We start from the raw sequence: 17,881 nt of genomic DNA on the forward strand, positions 1-17,881 counted from the left end.
CTTTCAGTTCAATGCAAGGTACTGGCTCAGCCGAGCGCCGGTTTCGGGGGGCGTTCCATTACCAGCAAGGTCGAGGTCGCGCTTGCGTAGATGCGCCCATTGGCGTCCTTCAGCATCGCCTCGGCAAAGGCGGCACGACGGCCGACGGATATGACGCGACCTTCCGCCCGAAGGGGGCCGGTGTCAGTCGTAATCGGGCGGAGATATGAGACCTTCAGTTCCAGGGTCGTGTAGGCTTGATTCGCTGACAGCTTGGAATGAACGGCGCACCCACACGCGGAATCGAGTAGCGTTGCGGCATATCCCCCATGGACTGTGCCGATCGGGTTGTAGGCGTGTATGCCGGGCGTACCGGTGAAAACGGCCCATCCATCGCCCGCTTCAACAAGGGTGAAGTCGAGCGAATCGCCGATTGGCGGTCGGCCTCCGGCAGCAATCAACGCCTGTACGGTTTCAAGCCCGGAAAGGCCGGGGGCGATGTTGTCAACGAGATTCATTGGCATGCCTCTAATGTGAGCCGACGCAAGATCGCCAATCGACTTCGGGTAAGAATGGCGTCCGAGCGCGATCGGTTTGGCTCGGCGCGCGCAAGAACCATCGCACCGATGATTTCAGCCACGCATGACGACGCCTCGCTTTCAGCATCAAGGTGACCGAGTGTCGCAAGATGCTGTGCGATATGCCTCGTCAGCGTGCTTGCTCCTCCCGCCAGGCGCTCCTGAATATCTGCTGGAAGCCTCGACGCATCTGCCGTAAGAAAGGGCAGTGGGCATCCCCCTTCGCGGGTGTCCCGATGATCGGGCGAGAGGTAGAAGTTCACGAACCTCGCCAACGCTTCGCGCGGGGGCTGACCCTCGTCGCGCAACATGGCGAACGGACTGTCGGCGAACATTTGCTCGACCGTGGCACGCAGGAAATCATCCTTGGACTCGAAGTGGGCGTAGAAGCCCCCGTGGGTCAGGCCGGCATCCGACATGACGCTCGCGAGCGCTATGCGCCCCGGGCCACGTTCGCGCAGTTGCCTCGCCGCCGCTTTCAGTACCCGATCGCGGGTAATTTGCTTTTGATCTGTGCTGTATCGCATGGGGGTTCCTCTTTATATGATGAGCATAATATAAAGATTCGACGAGCGTCAACGACGCGCTAGATGCGGCGGAATGACCCTGGCCCAGGTTCCGGAGTGCGACTGAGGCGTCAGCCGCCGACAGCGGATGAGCGCGCCTCGATTCCTGCAGGCTGCGCCGTATCGAGCGAACGGGATGCCGACAACCACCTGTGCAGCTCAGTCTTCATCCAACTCCCGAAAGCGTTCCGCCAGAAAATCCACCAGCGCCCGGATCGACGGCAACAGCCCCCGGCGCGAAGCGAACACGGCGTGAATGATTTCGTGCCGCGGCGCCCAGCCCGGAATCACATGCACCAGTTCGCCGCGCGCGATCTGTTCGCGCACCATCATCGAAGGCAGTTGCACGACGCCCACGCCAGCGACCGCAGCCGTGCGCAGTGCGAACATGCCGCGGGTAATCAGGCGGGGCTGGTGGCGGATGGCGGCCTGCGTACCGTCGGGGCCGATCAGGTTCCACACATGCTCGTGCTGGGGCAGGCCCAGATCCATGCTCGGCAGACCCGCCAGGTCGGCAGGCACGCTGGGAATGCCGTCTTTCAGCAACTGCGGACAAGCCACCAGACACTGCCTGCGATCGGCGAGCACGCGCATTACCAGATCGCTGTCTTCGATCGGCGGCGGCCGCACGCGGATGGCAATGTCGATGCCTTCGCCCACCACGTCCACGCGCCGGTTGGTTTCCTCCAGATGGATCTGCACGCGCGGGTACGCGACCATGAACGCCGCCAGCATGTCGGCGATGCGCGTATCGAGCAGCGCCACCGGGCAGGTCATGCGCACGGTGCCGCAGGGCTCGGCATGGGTCAGTGCGATGGCCTCGTCGGCGGCGTCGGCTTCCACCAGCATGGCCTTGCAGTGGTCGTAGTAGGTCAGGCCGCTGTCAGTGACCGCGAAGCGCCGCGTGGAGCGTTGGATCAGGCGTGTGCCCAGGCGCTCTTCGAGCAGGGCGATGCGCCGGCTCAGCTTGGACTTGGGCATGCCCAGCGCGCGCCCGGCCGGGGCGAAGCCGCCGTGATCCACCACCTGCACGTAGTAGTAGAGGTCGTTCAGGTCTCGCATGGCTGCATCGTTCATTCAATAGGACTCTGAGGTCAAATAATAGCGACTACCGGGCTCATCGTCCTACTTCTATGCTCTCTTCATCGCCAACGCATCCCGCCGCGGCACACGCAGGAGATCGGCATGAAGAAGATCCTCGGTGTCTACAGCGCCCCCCGTCCGCATTGGGTAGGGGATGGCTTTCCGGTGCGCTCGCTGTTCGGCTATGACGGCCTCGGCAAGCACCTGAGCCCGTTCCTGCTGCTCGACCATGCGGCGCCCACGCACTTCGAGCCGGCCGCACGCCCGCGTGGCGTCGGCCAGCATCCGCACCGCGGTTTCGAGACCGTAACCATCGTCTACCAAGGCGAGCTGGAGCATAAGGATTCCACCGGTGCCGGCGGGCTGATCGGCCCCGGCGACGTGCAGTGGATGACCGCCGGCGGCGGCATCCTGCACGAGGAATTCCATTCGCGGGCTTTCACCGAACGCGGTGGCACCATCGAGATGGTGCAGCTCTGGGTCAACCTGCCCGCCAAGGACAAGATGGCCGAGCCGGGCTACCAGACCCTGCTGGATGCGCAGATCCCGTCGGTGAACCTGCCTGACGGCGCGGGCCGGGTGCGGGTGATCGCCGGCGAGTTCGACGGCCATCGCGGCCCGGCGCGCACTTTCACGCCGATGGACGTGTGGGACGTGCGCCTCGGCCAGGGCAGCATCGGTCGCTTCGAGGCGCAGGACGGCCATACGCTGGCGCTGGTGGTGCTGCACGGCACGCTGCTGATCAACGGCAACGTTGTCGCCGGTGAAGGGCAACTGGTGCATCTCGACCGCGCCGGCAGCGGCGTGGAGATCGAGGCCAGCAGCGATGCAACCGTACTGTGGCTGTCCGGCGAGCCGATCGACGAGCCCGTGGTGGGCTACGGCCCGTTCGTGATGAACAGCGAGGCCGAAATCCGCCAGGCCATGGCCGACTTCAGCGGCGGCCGCTTCGGCCATATGGCGAACTGAGTCTGGGAGGCCCCGGTATCCGGAGCCTCCTTTGCGCCCATCCCGGGCAATCCTGCAACCCGAAGGAGACATACCATGAGCAAACCCTATGTTCGACTCGACAAGAACGATGCCGCCGTGCTGCTGGTGGATCATCAGACCGGCCTGCTGTCCCTGGTGCGCGACATCGACCCCGACAAGTTCAAGAACAGTGTGCTGGCGCTGGCCGACATCGCCAGCTATTTCAAGCTGCCGACCATCCTCACCACCAGTTTCGAGGAAGGCCCGAACGGCCCGCTGGTTGCGGAATTGAAGAGCCAGTTCCCCAACGCGCCCTATATCGCCCGGCCCGGCAATATCAACGCTTGGGACAACGAGGATTTCGTCAAGGCGGTGAAAGCCACCGGCAAGAAGCAGCTCATCATCGCCGGCGTGGTGACCGAGGTGTGCGTGGCCTTCCCGGCACTGTCCGCCATCGAGGAAGGCTTCGAGGTATTCGTGATCACCGATGCCTCCGGCACTTTCAACGAGATCACCCGTAATGCGGCGTGGGATCGTATGTCGCAGGCCGGTGTACAGCTGATGAGCTGGTTCGGTGCGGCCTGCGAGCTGCACCGTGATTGGCGCAACGATGTGGAGGGGCTGGGCACCTTGTTCTCCAATCATATCCCCGACTACCGCAACCTGATCACCAGCCACACCGTGCTGACCCAGGGGAAATGAGCGAGGCCTGTCGATGAGGGAGCGGGCATGATCGATCCCGCCCGCTGACAGGAAAATCCCGACCATCTGGCTGGGGGCGTCCTGCCCGTGTCGGGGCAGGACGGTACCCCACCGTCAGTGAATGATCTTCGACAGAAATTGCCGTGCCCGTTCGCTCTGCGCATGCGCGAAAAAGTGTTCGGGGACGGCGCTTTCCACAATCGCACCACCATCCATGAATACCACACGATCGGCGATCTGGCGGGAGTGTGCATTCTTCCCAGAGGTCACCGCCTGACCGCATTGGAGCAGGTCGGCATTGACGATCTGGCTGGCGAGGAGTTCATCTCGCTGGCTCACGACGATGGCACGCGACAACGTATCGACCGGCTGTTTCAACAGCATGGCGACCATCGCAAACTGAGCCTGGAAGCGCGTTATGCAGCGAGCATCTGCAGCATGGTGGGCGCCGGTCTGGGTGTCAGTATCGTCAGCCCGCTGGTGGCCCGCGATTATTTGCATGCTGGCATCGAAGTACGGCCTTTTGCGGGTGATATGCGCTTCACCAGCTACCTGCTACACCCGGATTACCGCCCGCAGAACAGTCTCGGTTCGCGTTTCGCCATGCTGTTGCAGGCAATGTTTAGTGAGGATTCAGGGACTGCCCGCTAGCAACGAATGCAACAGTCATACATCGGCCAGGATGGTCGATGTGCCCGAGGCGGCGAACGGGGTATCGTCATGTGGGATGGCAGCCATAAGGCGGAAGCGGCCGTAGGGTGGATGACGCTCTTTTCATCCACCATTGCGATCGCTAGGTTGGTGGACGGATGAAGCGTCGTCCACCCTACGACAGGCCGCTATCGCCTTTGAGCGACCACTCAGCCCAATCGCTCGGATAAGACATTTGATGTGTGAAGCTACACTGGGGCGCGATCAAGGAAATGCCAAAGGCTTTACCAACTGCGCTCGACCATCCCGAGAATGATCGACTGCAGCTCGTCCTGGGCCTGCTCTTCGCTGATATCGCCGGCAACGGCGGCGTCCGAAACTGAGTCGGCGGCGCCGAGCATGGCCCACATGCTGGCCGATGAAATGCCTTTGGCCGTGGCAAAGGGTGCCAGGATCGCTGCGCACTTTTCGATGAAGGCGTGCTGGTAGCGTTTCTTCACCGCGGCCAGTTCCGGGGAGCCGGTGAGGGCTGCCACGACATCGGATATTTCACGGCCCTGGGTCAGCACGCAATTGACGTAGCTGGAGGCGATCACGCGGGCCTTGTCCTGCAGGTTCGCAGCAGCGGCTTCGACGGCGGCGTCGAAGATCAGGGTCTGGCGCTCGTCGTAGTCCTGATAGAGCGCTGCCAAGAGCCCGTTGCGGGTGCCGAAGTGGTCGTACACCACTGGCTTGGTCACGCCCGCTGCTTCGGCCAGTCTGCCCAGCGTCAGGGCATTCGTGCCTTCATCGCCGATCAGCTGCCACGCCACTTCCAGAAGCTGACGCGTGCGTTCCTCCCGTGGCAGGCGGCGACGTGGCGATGCGGGGGGCTGCGAACTCATCGATACTCCAGGGCGTTTCAGGGTTGCTCGGCGAACAGCTTACGGCCAATCGCCTGCGCCGTCTCGAGGTGCGCCTCCGGGAAGCCAGGATCGGAGGCCAGCAGAAACCGCGATGTCGCTACCGATGCGCCACAGTAATCGAAGATGCCGTGGTCGATCTGCGTCTTCATCGCCTCGGCATAGCCGTGGCGGGTGAAGGTGCCTTCGTCCGCACCGCCGATGGCCACCAGGTGTACCTGCAGGCGCTGCAGTTTCTTGACGACCTTGCCGTTCTCGGCATCCTCATAGGCCCAACCCTGGGTGAACACACGGTCGATCCAGCCCTTGAGCAGGGCAGGGAAAGACCACCAGTAGATGGGGTAGACCAGCACCAGCGTATCCGCACGGTCGAGGCGCGCGTGTTCCGCCGCGACGTCTGCCGGTGCCTGGGCCTTCTTCTGGAACAGGGCGATGTCGGCTTCGTTGAAGCGTGGGTCGAAGCCTTCCGCCGCCAGGTCGGCGATCTCGGCCGAGTGCCTGGCCTCGGTTGTGGCGACCCCGTCGGCGATCTGTGCGGCAACCGCATGGGTGAGAGACTGTTGATCCGGGTGTGCAACAACGATAAGGGCGTGCATGTTCGGTACCTCCATTGGTCAATTACCTACTATTAGTAACTTACTTTTGGTAGGTTGTCGAGCGGGTCGATGACCTTACAGCGCTTGTTTGACCCGTCATTGCATGGATTTCTTGAGAATCAGCTGCAATTGGCCCGTATAATCATCGGTAACTTTTTGTGTCCGTCGTCCCTGGCGGCCACTCTGCAGGCCGTCGGGAGCGATGTCGAAAATCGCTCCCGACGATTTTTTTGTTTCAGAGGGAAGTGGCTTATGTCGGCACATCGAGTAACCGGTCTGGCGCGTGCGATTGGCGCTGGTGTTCTGTTCTTTGGCCTACTGTTCGCCAGCAGCGTGCACGCCGATGACGCGGTAACCCTGACGCTGTACAACGGCCAGCACGAGGCGACCGGCAAGGCTGTGGCGGCTGCTTTCGAGAAGAAGACCGGGATCAAGGTGCTGATCCGCAAGGGCGGTGGCGGCCAGTTGGCCAACCAGATCGCTGAAGAGGGCGAGCGCTCGCCGGCAGACATCATCTACACCGAAGAAGCACCGCCGCTGATCAAGCTCGGCAGCCAGGGCCTGCTGGCCAAGGTGGATGAGAGCACCCTGGCGCAGATCGACGCGAAGTTCTCCGACGACAGCGGCAACTGGATCGGCATCACTTCGCGTGTGCGTGTGCTGGCCTACAACCCGGATCTGGTCAGCGAGGCCGAACTGCCGAAAAGCGTGCTGGAAGTGGCTGACCCGGAGTGGGCGGGCAAGATCGCCTTCGTGCCGAGCAGCGGCGAGTTCCTCGGTCAGACGGCTGCGGTCATCCGCATCAATGGCCGTGAGGCTGCCGAGGAATGGCTGACCGGTCTCAAGGCCTTTGGTGGCACTTACACCAACAACGTCATTGCCATGAAGGCCGTGGAGAACGGCGAGGTCGGTGCTGCGCTGGTCAACAGCTACTACTGGACGGCATTGAAGAAAGAGAAGGGCGAGCTCAAATCCAGGCTGCACTACTTCGCCGATGGCGACGCGGGCGGCCTGTCGAGCGTGTCCGGCGCGGCCGTGGTCAAGGCCAGCAAGCACCCGAAAGAAGCCCAGCAGTTCCTTGCCTTCATGATCAGCGAGGAAGGGCAGCAGGCCGTGCTGAGCAAATCCGCCGAGTACCCGGTCAACCCGAAGGTGCAGGCCGATCCGCTGCTCAAGCCCTATGACCAGCTCAAGCCGCCGGCGATCACTGCCGCGCAGATCGGCCTGGCCGAAGATGCGCTGGAACTGCAACGCGAAGTTGGAATGAACTGACCATGCAGCCCCAGGCGGTAAACCCCGAACTGCCGCTACCCCCGGTAACCGTCACCACGCGGCGGCGCAAGGCACCACCGATCTGGCTGCAGATTCCGGTACTGGCCTTGCTGCTGCTCGCCGCGTTGCCGCTGTTCTTCGTGGTCGCTCGCGCGGCGCAAACCGGCTTGCACGAAGCCTTTGCGCTGCTGTGGCGGCCATTCGTTTTCGGCCTGCTGGCCAATACCATGAAGCTGATGGTGCTGGTCACCCTCGGCTGCGCGCTGATCGGCCTGGCGCTGGCCTGGCTGGTGGAGCGTAGCGACCTGCGCTGGCGTCGGCACTGGAATGTGCTGCTGTGCCTGCCGTTCGCCATTCCCTCGTTCGTCAGTGGTTTCACCTGGGTGTCTATCAGCCCGATGTTCGAAGGCCTGGGTGGCACAGTGCTGGTGATGATCCTGTCGAAATACCCGCTGATCTACCTGCCGGTGGTCGCGGTATTGCGCAATCTCGACCCTGCGCTGGAAGAGTCGGCGCGGATGCTCGGTTGCAGCCGCCGCCAGGTGTTCTGGCGGGTCACGCTGCCGCTGTTGCGCCCGGTGCTGATGGCAACCAGCCTGCTGGTGGCCGTGCACATGCTGGTCGAGTTCGGCGCGCCGTCGATCATGCGTTACCAGACCTTCACCACCGCCATCTACCAGCAGTTCGAGCTGGAGTTCAGTGGCAGCAACGCCGCCATGCTCTCTGCGCTGCTGCTGGCGCTGTGCATGATGCTGCTGTGGGGCGAGTTTCGCCTGCGCGGGCGCGGCTATGCACGTACCGGCCAGGGTGTGGCACGCAGTGCGGCGCGGGTGCGCCTGGGTCGCTGGGGCGTGCTGGCTCAGATGCTGTTGCTGGCTCTGGTGGCCATCGGCTGCGGTGTACCGCTGGTGATGCTGGGTTTCTGGATCGTCGAAGGCAGTTCGGCCAGCTTTCCGGTCGTGGAAATCGCCCAGACGTTGTGGTCGTCGCTGTCCTACTCCTTCGGCGGGGCCTTGCTCAGTTGCCTGCTGGCGCTGCCGGTGTGTCTGGTGGTGGTGCGCTACTACGGGCGCATGGCCACGCTGGCAGACAAACTACCGTACTTGCTGCATGCCTTGCCGGGGCTGGTGATCGCGCTGTCGCTGGTGTTCTTCGCCCTCGGCTACGTGCCCGCGCTGTACCAGACCAGCATTCTGTTGCTGGTGGCCTATGCGCTGCTGTTCATGCCGATGGCCCAGGGGCCGATCCGCGTGGCGCTGGAAAAAGCTTCGCCGCAGTTGGAAGAGGCTGCTCGCACCCTGGGGCATACGCCAATCGCCACCTTCCTCAGGGTAACCCTGCCGATCATCTCGCCAGCCATCGGTGCCGGTTTCGTGCTGGTCTTCCTCGACTGCATGAAGGAATTGACGGCCACTTTGATTCTCGGCCCAACCGGCCTGGAGACCCTGGCTACCAAAGTCTGGTCGCATACCGGAAACCTGGAGTACGCCGGTGCCGCGCCCTATGCCGCGTTGATCGTGCTGGTGTCGGGGTTGCCGGTTTACCTGCTGACTACGCGCGCTTATCGGCATACGTAAACGAGGCGAGAGGTACAGGGTGGACGACGCTTTATCCGTCCACCGTCACCGTCCTGCGATCACAATGGTGGATGAAAAGAGCGTCATCCACCCTACGCGGCTGCCATCCCGACATGCCTGATCATACGAAGTCATTTGGTTCCGTTATCCAGCACATAACAGAGGCGCAGCCTTAACACCCCCGCTTTCAAGGTGTATCGTTCGCACCCCGTAGGGTGGGTTAGCGGTGCCATACATCGGCCTTACCGACGATGCTCATTTCGCGCGGCGCGTAACCCACCGAGCGATAGTTGCCGACAAGACCCTGCCAGGTTATGCCTCGACGGCGGTCTGTAATGGCCATTCCCGCTTCAGGAGCAGGCTTCATGAGTTTCACCCGTAGACAGGTATTGGGCGGTCTGGTCGGTCTTGGCGTCGTTGGCCTGGGCGCTGGCGGCGCGCGTTATTGGCTGGGGCGCCCGTTCGACCGCAAGACCCACGACTACGAGCTGATCGCCGCGCCCCACGACATCGAGCTGGTGCCCGGCCATGTCACGCCTGCCTGGACGTTCGGCGGCCAGGCGCCCGGCGTCGAGCTGCGTTGCCGCCAGGGCGATGAACTGCGGGTGCGATTCATCAATCGTCTGCCCGAGCCGACCACCATTCACTGGCACGGCATCCGCCTGCCGCTGGAGATGGATGGCGTACCCTACGTATCCCAGTTGCCGGTATTGCCGGGCGAGTACTTCGACTACCGTTTCGTCACCCCGGATGCCGGCAGCTACTGGTATCACCCTCACGAGTCGAGCGCGGTGCAACTGGGCCGCGGCCTGGTCGGCCCGCTGATCATCGAGGAACGCGAACCCACCGGCTTCCTGCACGAGCGCACTCTGTGCCTGAAGAGCTGGCATGTGGACGAGCAGGGCGCTTTCACCGCATTCAGCGTGCCTCGCGAAGCGGCACGCGAGGGCACCCGCGGGCGCCTGTCGACCATCAATGGCGTATCGCTGCCGACCCTGGAACTGCCGGCCGGGCAGGTGGTGCGCCTGCGTCTGATCAACGTCGACAGCACCATCACCTACCGTCTCAACCTACCCAAGGGCGATGCCCGCATCTATGCCCTGGACGGCAACCCGATCCAGCCGCGCCCGCTGGGCAAGGAATACTGGCTGGGGCCGGGCATGCGCATCGACCTGGCGCTCAAGGTGCCAGACGTCGGCAGCGACGAACTGTCGCTGCGTAACGGGCCGCTGCGCCTGGCTACCATCAAGCCGCTGGCCAGCAGCGAGCCGGCCGGTGAATGGCCGCCAGCGCTGCCGCCTAACCCCGTCGCCGAACCTGATCTGCAGCGCGCCGAAACCCTGCGCTTCAACTTCGAGTGGGCGGCGGCACTGGCATCCCCCGCCGATGAAGCCGCTGGCCGCTACAAGTACTGGCAGATCAACGGCCAGGCCTGGGACATCAACGACAAGACCTGCGCCGATCGCCCCATCGCCAGCTTGAAGAAAGACGGCCACTACATCTTCGTGCTGCGCAACATGGCCCAGTACCAACACCCGATCCACCTGCACGGGCTGATCTTCAAGGTGCTGGACTCCAACCGTCGCAAGATCGAACCGTACTACACCGACACCTTCCTGCTCGGCAAGAACGAGACCGCGCGTATCGCCTTCGTTGCCGATAACCCTGGCGTATGGATGTTCCACTGCCACGTCATCGACCATATGGAAACCGGCCTCATGGCCGCCATCGAGATCGCCTGACATGAGAGCCCCGCTGATCATCGACCGCAGCCACGACGAACGCTTTATGCGCGAAGCGCTGGTGCTTGCTGGTAAAGGTGCCGAACTTGGCGAAGTGCCGGTTGGCGCCGTGCTGGTGCAGAACGGCGAGGTGATCGGCCGTGGCTTCAACTGTCCGATCTCCACGAATGACCCCAGCGCCCACGCCGAAATGGTCGCCATCCGCGCCGCCGCCCAGGCCGTCAGCAACTACCGCCTGCCCGGCAGCACTCTGTACGTGACCCTGGAACCCTGCGCCATGTGTGCCGGACTGATCGTCCACTCGCGCGTGCAGCGCGTGGTATTCGGCGCCAGCGAACCACGGGCGGGCATGGCGGTGAGCCGTGGGCAGTTTTTCGAACAGGGCTTTCTCAACCATCGGGTGCTGGTCGAGGGTGGAGTGCTGCCGGAGGAGTGTGGGGCGGTGTTGAAGGCGTTTTTCAAGGCGCGGCGGGGCTAAAGTACGCTGGTGTCTGTGAACGGTGTCTGAGGTTTGGCGTGTCTGGTGGCTAATCCATTGTCTTGGTGATCTAGCCCGGATACGCTTTGGCCCTATGCTGTTTTTATCGGGCAAAAGGACTTGCGATATTGGTGCATAGCTCCCCGTAATTTTTATGCCATCCGCTTTTCGTGGGGCTTTGCGCCATTTTGCGAAAAGATTATCCGACAGTCCTGTTTGGCAGGTGATGCACCATTGATGTCTATTTATAGTTAGGCCTTCTGGAAGTACGTAATCTCCCAACAGAGCTCGGAAGCACAATTGTTGGCCCAAGCGCTTTATCAGATCAGGGTCTTTTATCCGATCACTTGAGTAGCAATAGCCATAGTCCAATGAAGTGCGGCTTGCCGCGCATCTAGCATACGCGCTGCACAATGAGGCTTTGGCCATTGGTAGAGGGCAAAGGCTTCGATGTTGAAGCAGTCTTGGCTAAAGTCGAAGCCATAGATCAAATCCTAAAAACGGCGGGTGGCACAGGTTTTTTCAGCTAATGCGTACCGAGAACCCCTGACAAAATATGCAAGGTCGCTCGCTTCGCTCACTCGAGATGGGCTAAAACCCACCATTTAACCAAAGGTTAGGCGTTACCAGAATCGACATGAAAAAATACATTCCGATACTTATCGTTCCCGTCATAAACGGCTGCTCAATGTTCCCTGAGACAAAAGAGGAATTGATCAGAACAGGAAATCAAAGCCAAAAATATTGTATTTCGGCAGAGCGAAGTGTTGTTGAGCCACGTATTGAGGCCTATTTGTCTAAATGCTTTCGCCCTAGTTATGTAAGTGTTGGAAATGGCACGGGCTTTATTAACAACCAAACTCTATCAAAATCTCAAGAAAATGATAAAACCGAATTCTCAGTATCAGTTCCATCCGGTACAGGAGCAGGATATTTTTTGAATGTGGTTGTCACCGATGGTGAAGCCAACTGCAAAACAGAAATGTCGGCCACTGCCTATAACTTTATGTGGGAGCGGAATTTCAGCAAGCTGCTTGAGAGTGCAAACGGCGGACATCCTTGGTGCCCCATGTAGGCCTGACCAGCTCGTAGGGTGGATAACGCTTCATCTATCCACCGTGTCGTTCGGGCGTCACATAGTAGCAGGTAAACAGCCGGTAATCTGTAACTGCCAGAGTGGATGAAAAAATATCATCCACCCTACGCAGAGCAAGCCAGTGATATGCGGGAGTCTCGGAACACTCAGGGAAATTTGGATGCATGGGTTTAATTATTGATAGGTAGGTGGTTTTAGAGGGGCAGAGAGGCTTCAGGAGATAATCGTGATCTATCCCAGAATACTGATTTTGCGTTAGTAGTGAATGGGAGATACCAAAAATTGAAGAGGTTTATATTGGTCGGATTTGCCGCTTTAGTTTTGTCAGGTTGCACCTGGACTGCTGCAACTGAGATTGCACCAGGCCAGTATGCAATTACAAGTCACGGCAGCGCCTTTAATTCTCGCGGGGGATTGCTGGAGAAGATAAATAGAAAAGCGAGCAAGGTATGCAATGGACAGTCATACCGGCTGGAGGGCGACGCTGATGCCAATATGCTGGTCGCTACGAAAACCCAGTTTGGTGACACACCCACTACAGTGCTTGGGCTCACTGCGATTTGTGATGAGGATCGCCAGTAGGTTGGTTGTGCGCTGAGTTCGTCGGATAGTGGTGGGGCCACTTAAAGCCCCTGCCACTCGCCAGTGTCAGCTGCACGGTTGGGATTCATCGAGTCATCAGGCGAACAGCCAGAATACTTTCAGGAGCAACGCGGTAAGGCGGATCAATCCTTGTAAGGATGGATTAGCGAAGCGTAATCCGTCGTTTACCGCGTGCCTGTTGAACTCGTTGCTTAACCAACACCTCTCTTTCTACCTGTAACGTTCGGTGTGGCTTCGTGCGGCGGATTACGCCTTCGGCTAATACGCCCTACGGTTCTATGTGCAGGCGGTTGGGGAGCTCTATCGGGTCGAGCGCTGGCCGTAAGCTGTCGTTTTTAGATCGCCCCCACGCTTTTCGTAGGAGCGATCAAGTGTTTAGCGCTCAGATCACCCTGAACCCGTGCGTGCCATCCCGGCCCAGTTGTTCGACCAGGCCGAACTCCCAGTCCAGATAACCCTGCATCGCTTCGCGTGGATTGTCCGTGCCCTCGTAGGGGCGGCGGTAGCGGTCGCTGCGCGGGACGGCCAGGTGCTGTTCGCCGGATTCATCGGGTAGGCCTGCGGCGAACCAGGCGGCGTTGCCACCGGCGAGCAGGAACACCGGTTTGCCGGTCAGGGTGTGCAGTTCGCTGACCACGAAGCGAGCCAGCAGGCTGCTGCCGCAGGTGAGTACGTAGCGCTCGGCCACTGGCAGGTTTTCCAGGGCTTGCGGCAGTTGTGCGCGGATGGCCCAGTGGGCTCCGGCAATATGGCGTTTGACGTGGTTGGCGCTGGTGGTGAAATCGATCACCACGGTGTCGCCTGCCGCTAGCCAGGTTTGCAGGGTGTGCGGGCTGATTTCCTCGGCCTGTGGCAGGGCGGGCAGGGGAGCGGGCCAGGCGCCGGTTTCGCTGAAGGCGCTCGGCGGCAGATTGTCCAGCACATGCACGTCCCAGCCCAGTTGAGCCAGCCAGGAGGCGCTCATGTTGGCGCGCACGCCGTCGTCGTCGGCCAGGACGATGCGCGCACCGCGTACGCTGGCGAAGTGATCGGTTTCCTGTACCAACTGGCCGCCCGGCGTGGAGCGCGAGCCGGGCAGGTGGCCGGCTTCGTATTCTTCCGGGGTGCGCACGTCGAACAGGTAGGTGGTGCGTGCCGGTTGTGCCTGCCAGCTCGCCAGGTGTTCGAGCGTGGCACGGCCGACACCGGCCTTGTCGGCCACGGCGCGGGCAGATTGTACGGCCTGTTCGTGGTTGCTCGCGCTGACCTCGCCAAAGCGGCGGCTCTGGCCGTGTTCCAGTTGCTGACCGGCCAGCGTCCAGCCGATGGTGCCGTTGCGCAGCGCGGCGACCGGGTTGGGCACGCCGGCATTCACCAGCGACTGGGTGCCGATGATGCTGCGGGTACGGCCGGCACAGTTGACGATGATCTGCGTGGCTGGATTCGGCGCCAGTTCGCGGGCACGCAGCACCAGTTCGGCACCGGGCACGCTGATCCCGGTGGGGATGCTCATGGTCTGGTATTCGTCGAAGCGGCGGGCGTCGAGCACCACCACGTCGGCCTTGGCATCGAGCAGGGCCTGTACCTCTTCGGCGGCCAGCGACGGGGTGTGGCGCTGACTTTCCACCAGCTCGCCAAAGGCCTTGCTCGGTACGTTGACATCGCGGAACAGCTCGCCACCGGCGTTGCGCCAGCCGGCCAGTTGGCCTGCCAGCAGGGCTACGTTGCTGTAACCGAGTTTCAGCAGGCGCTCGGCGGCGACCTGGGCCAGGCCTTCGCCATCGTCATAGACGGTGATCGCGGTGTCGCGGCGCGGCACCCGTGCGTAGATTTCCAGCTCCAGTTTCGACAGTGGGATGTTGGCGGCGAACAGCGGGTGTTCTTCGGCGAAGGGCGCTTCTTCGCGCACATCGATCAAGGCGACTTCCTGCTGTTGCAGCAGGGCGGTGCGGATGTCGGCGAAAGAGCGGGTTACGACATGGCTCATAGTTCAGGACTCGTGTTGGGCAGGCTGCCGTTGGGCAATGGAGGGAGGCGTGGAGTAGCCGGAAATGAACAGTTTCTCGCTGCCGTCTTCACGGTACACGGCGCGATTCACCGCGCCGATGTCGGCACCGTAGACGTGGATGCTGATCGACACGCGATCGTCGAAGGCATTGCTGACCTGATGGATATCGCCGATGCGTGGCGACACCGCTTCGACCTGGCCGGGCTGCAGACGCACGGCGTCGCCATCGGCTTCCAGGCGTCCATCTGCGTGGCGGGTGAAACTCTGGGAGTCCTCTGCGCCACGCAGCATGCCGATCAGCCCCCAGACGCGGTGGTCGTGTACGGGGGTGCTTTGCCCCGGGCCCCAGACGAAGCTGACCACCGAGAAACGTTGCGCAGGGTCGAGATGCAGCAGGTATTGCTGGTAGCGCTCGGTGCTGGGTTGCGCGAGTTCATTCGGCAGCCAGTCATCGTGGCTGATCAGTTGCTGCAGCAGCTCGCCGCCTTGTTCGATCAGAGTGGCTTCATCGGGGGCACGGTTTAGCAGTTCTGAGAGGCCGTGAACGAAGGCGTTCAGGCGTTGCGGGGTGGCGGGGGGGCTCATGGCAGGTAATCCGTAGCGGTTTAGCGCTAAGGTAGCAATCCGTTATTGATTATAAAAATTCAATTTATGCATAAGCTAATATGCGGATTGAGTAATTTCAGGTGTGTCGTTCGAACCGCCTTTCGTGTTGCCAGCGTTTTTTCTCCCTCTGCTTCGCGCCTCGGATCATTTCTGCTTCCGGCCTTTTATGGGCTTGTGGCGCACGCTTGAGCCTGTCTCACGATTTTTAATTATTTTGCATATTAGGATATTCCTAAAATGAATTTCATTTTCTGCTCGTCTCTCTATAAATTTTATAAGAACTAGCCAGTAAAGACGTTTTTATTATAAGTGAGGCGTCCGCAATAGCTTGGCTCCCGGACATGACCACGTGACAGGAAATTGCGACATGAGCATCGAAATCATCGGCATGATCACGGCCGCGCCGGCTTCGGAAGTGGATCAGCCACTGGGTGATGCGGTGGATCCGGCGTTCGTCGCCCGGTTCGCCCAGGCCCATGAAGAGGCGGGCTTCGACCGCGTACTGGTCGGCTATTTCTCCAACGGCCCGGAAGGCGCGGTGGTCAGCTCCTTCGCTGCCGCCGCGACACGCAAGCTGGGCATTCTGCTGGCTTACCGGCCGGGCATGATCGCGCCGTCGCTGGCCGCCCGACAGCTCGCCACCCTGGATCAGTTCAGCGGCGGACGCCTGGCACTCAATGTGGTCAGTGGCGGCAATGATGAGGATCTGCAGCGTGACGGCGATTACCTCAATCACACGCAACGTTACGCCCGCACCGAAGAATACCTGCAGGCACTGAAGGCGATCTGGACGGCCGAGCAGCCGGTGGATTTCAGTGGTGATTTCTATCGCTTCCAGGGCGCCTCGCCGGCGGTGCGTTGCAGCCAACGGCCACACATCCCGATCTATTTCAGCGGTGCATCGGCTGCGGCGGTGCAGGTCGCGGCGCAGCATGCGGACACCTACATGCTCTGGGGCGAGCCGCTGGCTTCGGTGGCTGAGCAGGTCGCCAGCGTAAGGGCTGCGGCCGCGGCGCGAGGTCGCACGCCCAGGTTCTCGGTGTCGTTCCGGCCCATCGTTGCCGACACCGAAGAGGCGGCCTGGAAACGTGCTGCCGAGATACTCGAACAGATTCGCGAAAACCGTACCCGTCTGGGGCTGCCCCTCACCGAGCACGCACCCGAGAACGTCGGTTCCCAGCGCCTGCTGGCGGCAGCGGGGCAGGGCGAGGTGCTGGACAGTCGTTTGTGGATGGGCGTTGCCCGTTTGACCGGTGCCCGCTGGAATTCCACCTCGCTGGTCGGCACGCCGGAACAGGTCGCCGCCGCATTGGGCGAGTACTACAAACTCGGTGTTTCCACCTTTCTGATTCGCGGTTTCGACCCATTGGGCGATGCCATCACTTACGGGCAGGGGCTGATTCCCGCCATTCACGAGCAGGTCGCCCGCTTGGCGCCCGGCAATTCCGAGGATCCATCGCAATGAAACTGTCCGCACTGTTGCGCACCGCACTGGCCGGCGCGTTCCTGGCTGCACCTCTGGTTCAGGCCTCCGAGCAGATCACCCTGCGCGTGGGTGACCAGAACTACTACAACGTCCGCGCTTCGGTGGAGGCATCCGGTGTGCTGGAGGGCGCGCCCTACAAGGTCGACTGGAAACATTTCCAATCCGCCGCACCAGTCGCTGAAGGCCTGGATGCCGGCGCGCTGGATCTCGGCTTTCTCGGTGATTCGGGTTTTATCTTCCTGGCTGCCAAGGGTGCGCCGGTGAAGTTGATCGGCGTGTCGCGGCAGAATCCGGACACCATTGCCCTGCTGGTGCCCAAGGATTCGCCGGCCAAGACCATCGCCGACCTGAAAGGCAAGAAGGTCGCTTACTGGCCGGGCGCCTGGAGCCAGCAGTTGACCCTGCGCGCCCTGGAGAAAGCCGGGTTGCCTCGCGACTACGTGGAGTTCGTCAAGCTGATGCCCATCGACGCCGCCGCGGCCTTGCCGCAAGGCAGCATCGACGCGTTTCCGGTGTGGGAACCCTACATTTCCCAGCAGATCGTGTTCTCCGGCGCCAAACCAATCATCACCGCACGTGACCTGATGCCGGGGCTGTCGAGCATCGCGGCCAACGCCGACACCCTGGATGAGAAACGTGCTGCGATCAGCGATTTCCTCAGCCGTCTGCAGAAAGCCCGAGCCTGGGTCGAAGCGAACAAGGAAACCTACGCCGACCTGTGGGCGAAGAAAGCCAGCCTCGATCAGGCCGTATCCCGCCACTGGATTGGCCAGGCCAACATGAGCGTCGGCCCGGTGGATGAGCAGGCGGCTCGCGACTATCAGGACACTGCCGATTTCCTCGTCGAAACCGGCGCACTGCCCAAGGCGTTCGACACCAAGGGCGTTATCGATACCTCGTTCGGCGACGCCTTCAAATAAGCCAGGGTCTGCCACCGCACCGGCGGAGCAGGCAGCGTCAACATCATTTTCTTTCGAGTCTTGTGAGCGTACCCACGCAGCAGCTCTT

17 protein-coding genes are annotated in these 17,881 nt (G+C 61.5%); 10 read left to right on the forward strand and 7 right to left on the reverse strand.

Annotated elements, in window-relative coordinates; all coding sequences use genetic code 11:
- Window positions 1–26: 26 nt before the first annotated feature.
- The 3 genes from DNK06_RS20350 to DNK06_RS20360 all read right to left on the reverse strand — a co-directional run bounded on the left by DNK06_RS20350 (window position 27) and on the right by DNK06_RS20360 (window position 2,185).
- Complete coding sequence (locus DNK06_RS20350) at window positions 27–497, reverse strand: PaaI family thioesterase (protein WP_131181813.1); 471 nt, start codon at window positions 495–497, stop codon at window positions 27–29.
- Window positions 494–1,084 (reverse strand): TetR/AcrR family transcriptional regulator, encoded by a 591-nt coding sequence (locus tag DNK06_RS20355; protein ID WP_131181814.1) that lies wholly within the window; start codon window positions 1,082–1,084, stop codon window positions 494–496. The genes DNK06_RS20350 and DNK06_RS20355 overlap by 4 nt, the downstream gene beginning before the upstream one ends.
- A gap of 198 nt (window positions 1,085–1,282) precedes the next feature.
- Complete coding sequence (locus tag DNK06_RS20360; protein WP_131181815.1) at window positions 1,283–2,185, reverse strand: LysR family transcriptional regulator; 903 nt, start codon at window positions 2,183–2,185, stop codon at window positions 1,283–1,285.
- 123 nt (window positions 2,186–2,308) lie between these two features.
- On the opposite strand from DNK06_RS20360, the gene DNK06_RS20365 reads away from it, so the two are divergent.
- The 3 genes from DNK06_RS20365 to DNK06_RS20380 all read left to right on the forward strand — a co-directional run bounded on the left by DNK06_RS20365 (window position 2,309) and on the right by DNK06_RS20380 (window position 4,528).
- A complete protein-coding gene (locus DNK06_RS20365; RefSeq protein WP_131181816.1) occupies window positions 2,309–3,175 on the forward strand; it encodes a pirin family protein in 867 nt (288 codons plus the stop codon).
- Window positions 3,176–3,250: 75 nt separating this feature from the next.
- The gene (gene ycaC / locus DNK06_RS20370) at window positions 3,251–3,877 is read left to right on the forward strand and encodes an isochorismate family cysteine hydrolase YcaC (RefSeq protein WP_131181817.1); all 627 of its coding nucleotides are present in this window, start codon (window positions 3,251–3,253) and stop codon (window positions 3,875–3,877) included.
- A 117-nt stretch (window positions 3,878–3,994) separates the two neighbouring features.
- Window positions 3,995–4,528: a LysR substrate-binding domain-containing protein gene (locus tag DNK06_RS20380; RefSeq protein ID WP_242674740.1), complete on the forward strand. Its 534-nt coding sequence runs from the start codon at window positions 3,995–3,997 to the stop codon at window positions 4,526–4,528.
- A gap of 284 nt (window positions 4,529–4,812) precedes the next feature.
- On the opposite strand, the gene DNK06_RS20385 is transcribed toward DNK06_RS20380, so the two are convergent.
- Both DNK06_RS20385 and DNK06_RS20390 read right to left on the reverse strand, forming a co-directional pair.
- On the reverse strand, window positions 4,813–5,412 hold the full coding sequence (locus DNK06_RS20385; protein ID WP_131181818.1) for a TetR/AcrR family transcriptional regulator: 600 nt from the start codon (window positions 5,410–5,412) through the stop codon (window positions 4,813–4,815).
- A gap of 17 nt (window positions 5,413–5,429) precedes the next feature.
- Window positions 5,430–6,026 carry an NAD(P)H-dependent oxidoreductase gene (locus tag DNK06_RS20390; RefSeq protein WP_131181819.1) on the reverse strand — a complete coding sequence of 199 codons (597 nt, stop codon included), beginning with the start codon at window positions 6,024–6,026 and terminating at the stop codon, window positions 5,430–5,432.
- Between the two features lie 252 nt (window positions 6,027–6,278).
- Here DNK06_RS20390 and DNK06_RS20395 point away from each other — a divergent pair, with 252 nt between their 5' ends.
- From DNK06_RS20395 to DNK06_RS20415, 5 genes are all read left to right on the forward strand, one after another.
- Complete coding sequence (locus DNK06_RS20395; RefSeq protein WP_131181820.1) at window positions 6,279–7,298, forward strand: extracellular solute-binding protein; 1,020 nt, start codon at window positions 6,279–6,281, stop codon at window positions 7,296–7,298.
- Window positions 7,299–7,300: 2 nt separating this feature from the next.
- Complete coding sequence (locus tag DNK06_RS20400; protein ID WP_131181821.1) at window positions 7,301–8,875, forward strand: ABC transporter permease; 1,575 nt, start codon at window positions 7,301–7,303, stop codon at window positions 8,873–8,875.
- Between the two features lie 365 nt (window positions 8,876–9,240).
- Entirely contained in the window at window positions 9,241–10,617 is a 1,377-nt protein-coding gene (locus DNK06_RS20405) for a multicopper oxidase family protein (protein ID WP_131181822.1), read from the forward strand.
- Window position 10,618: 1 nt separating this feature from the next.
- A complete protein-coding gene (gene tadA, locus DNK06_RS20410) occupies window positions 10,619–11,095 on the forward strand; it encodes a tRNA adenosine(34) deaminase TadA (protein ID WP_131181823.1) in 477 nt (158 codons plus the stop codon).
- Window positions 11,096–11,732: 637 nt separating this feature from the next.
- Window positions 11,733–12,170 (forward strand): hypothetical protein, encoded by a 438-nt coding sequence (locus DNK06_RS20415; protein WP_131181824.1) that lies wholly within the window; start codon window positions 11,733–11,735, stop codon window positions 12,168–12,170.
- Between the two features lie 1,006 nt (window positions 12,171–13,176).
- Here the strand turns inward: DNK06_RS20415 and DNK06_RS20425 are convergent.
- Window positions 13,177–14,760, reverse strand: coding sequence for a rhodanese-related sulfurtransferase (locus DNK06_RS20425; protein WP_131181826.1), 1,584 nt, complete (start codon window positions 14,758–14,760; stop codon window positions 13,177–13,179).
- 3 nt (window positions 14,761–14,763) lie between these two features.
- Window positions 14,764–15,366, reverse strand: a complete 603-nt coding sequence (locus DNK06_RS20430; protein ID WP_131181827.1) for a cysteine dioxygenase family protein — start codon at window positions 15,364–15,366, stop codon at window positions 14,764–14,766.
- A gap of 409 nt (window positions 15,367–15,775) precedes the next feature.
- Between DNK06_RS20430 and DNK06_RS20435 the strand changes: the two genes are divergently transcribed.
- Both DNK06_RS20435 and DNK06_RS20440 read left to right on the forward strand, forming a co-directional pair.
- On the forward strand, window positions 15,776–16,852 hold the full coding sequence (locus tag DNK06_RS20435; RefSeq protein ID WP_131181845.1) for an LLM class flavin-dependent oxidoreductase: 1,077 nt from the start codon (window positions 15,776–15,778) through the stop codon (window positions 16,850–16,852).
- The gene (locus tag DNK06_RS20440) at window positions 16,849–17,793 is read left to right on the forward strand and encodes an ABC transporter substrate-binding protein (protein ID WP_131181828.1); all 945 of its coding nucleotides are present in this window, start codon (window positions 16,849–16,851) and stop codon (window positions 17,791–17,793) included. The genes DNK06_RS20435 and DNK06_RS20440 overlap by 4 nt, the downstream gene beginning before the upstream one ends.
- Window positions 17,794–17,881 lie beyond the last annotated feature (88 nt).

This window comes from Phytopseudomonas daroniae, assembly GCF_004327285.1.
Taxonomy (GTDB): domain Bacteria; phylum Pseudomonadota; class Gammaproteobacteria; order Pseudomonadales; family Pseudomonadaceae; genus Aquipseudomonas; species Aquipseudomonas daroniae.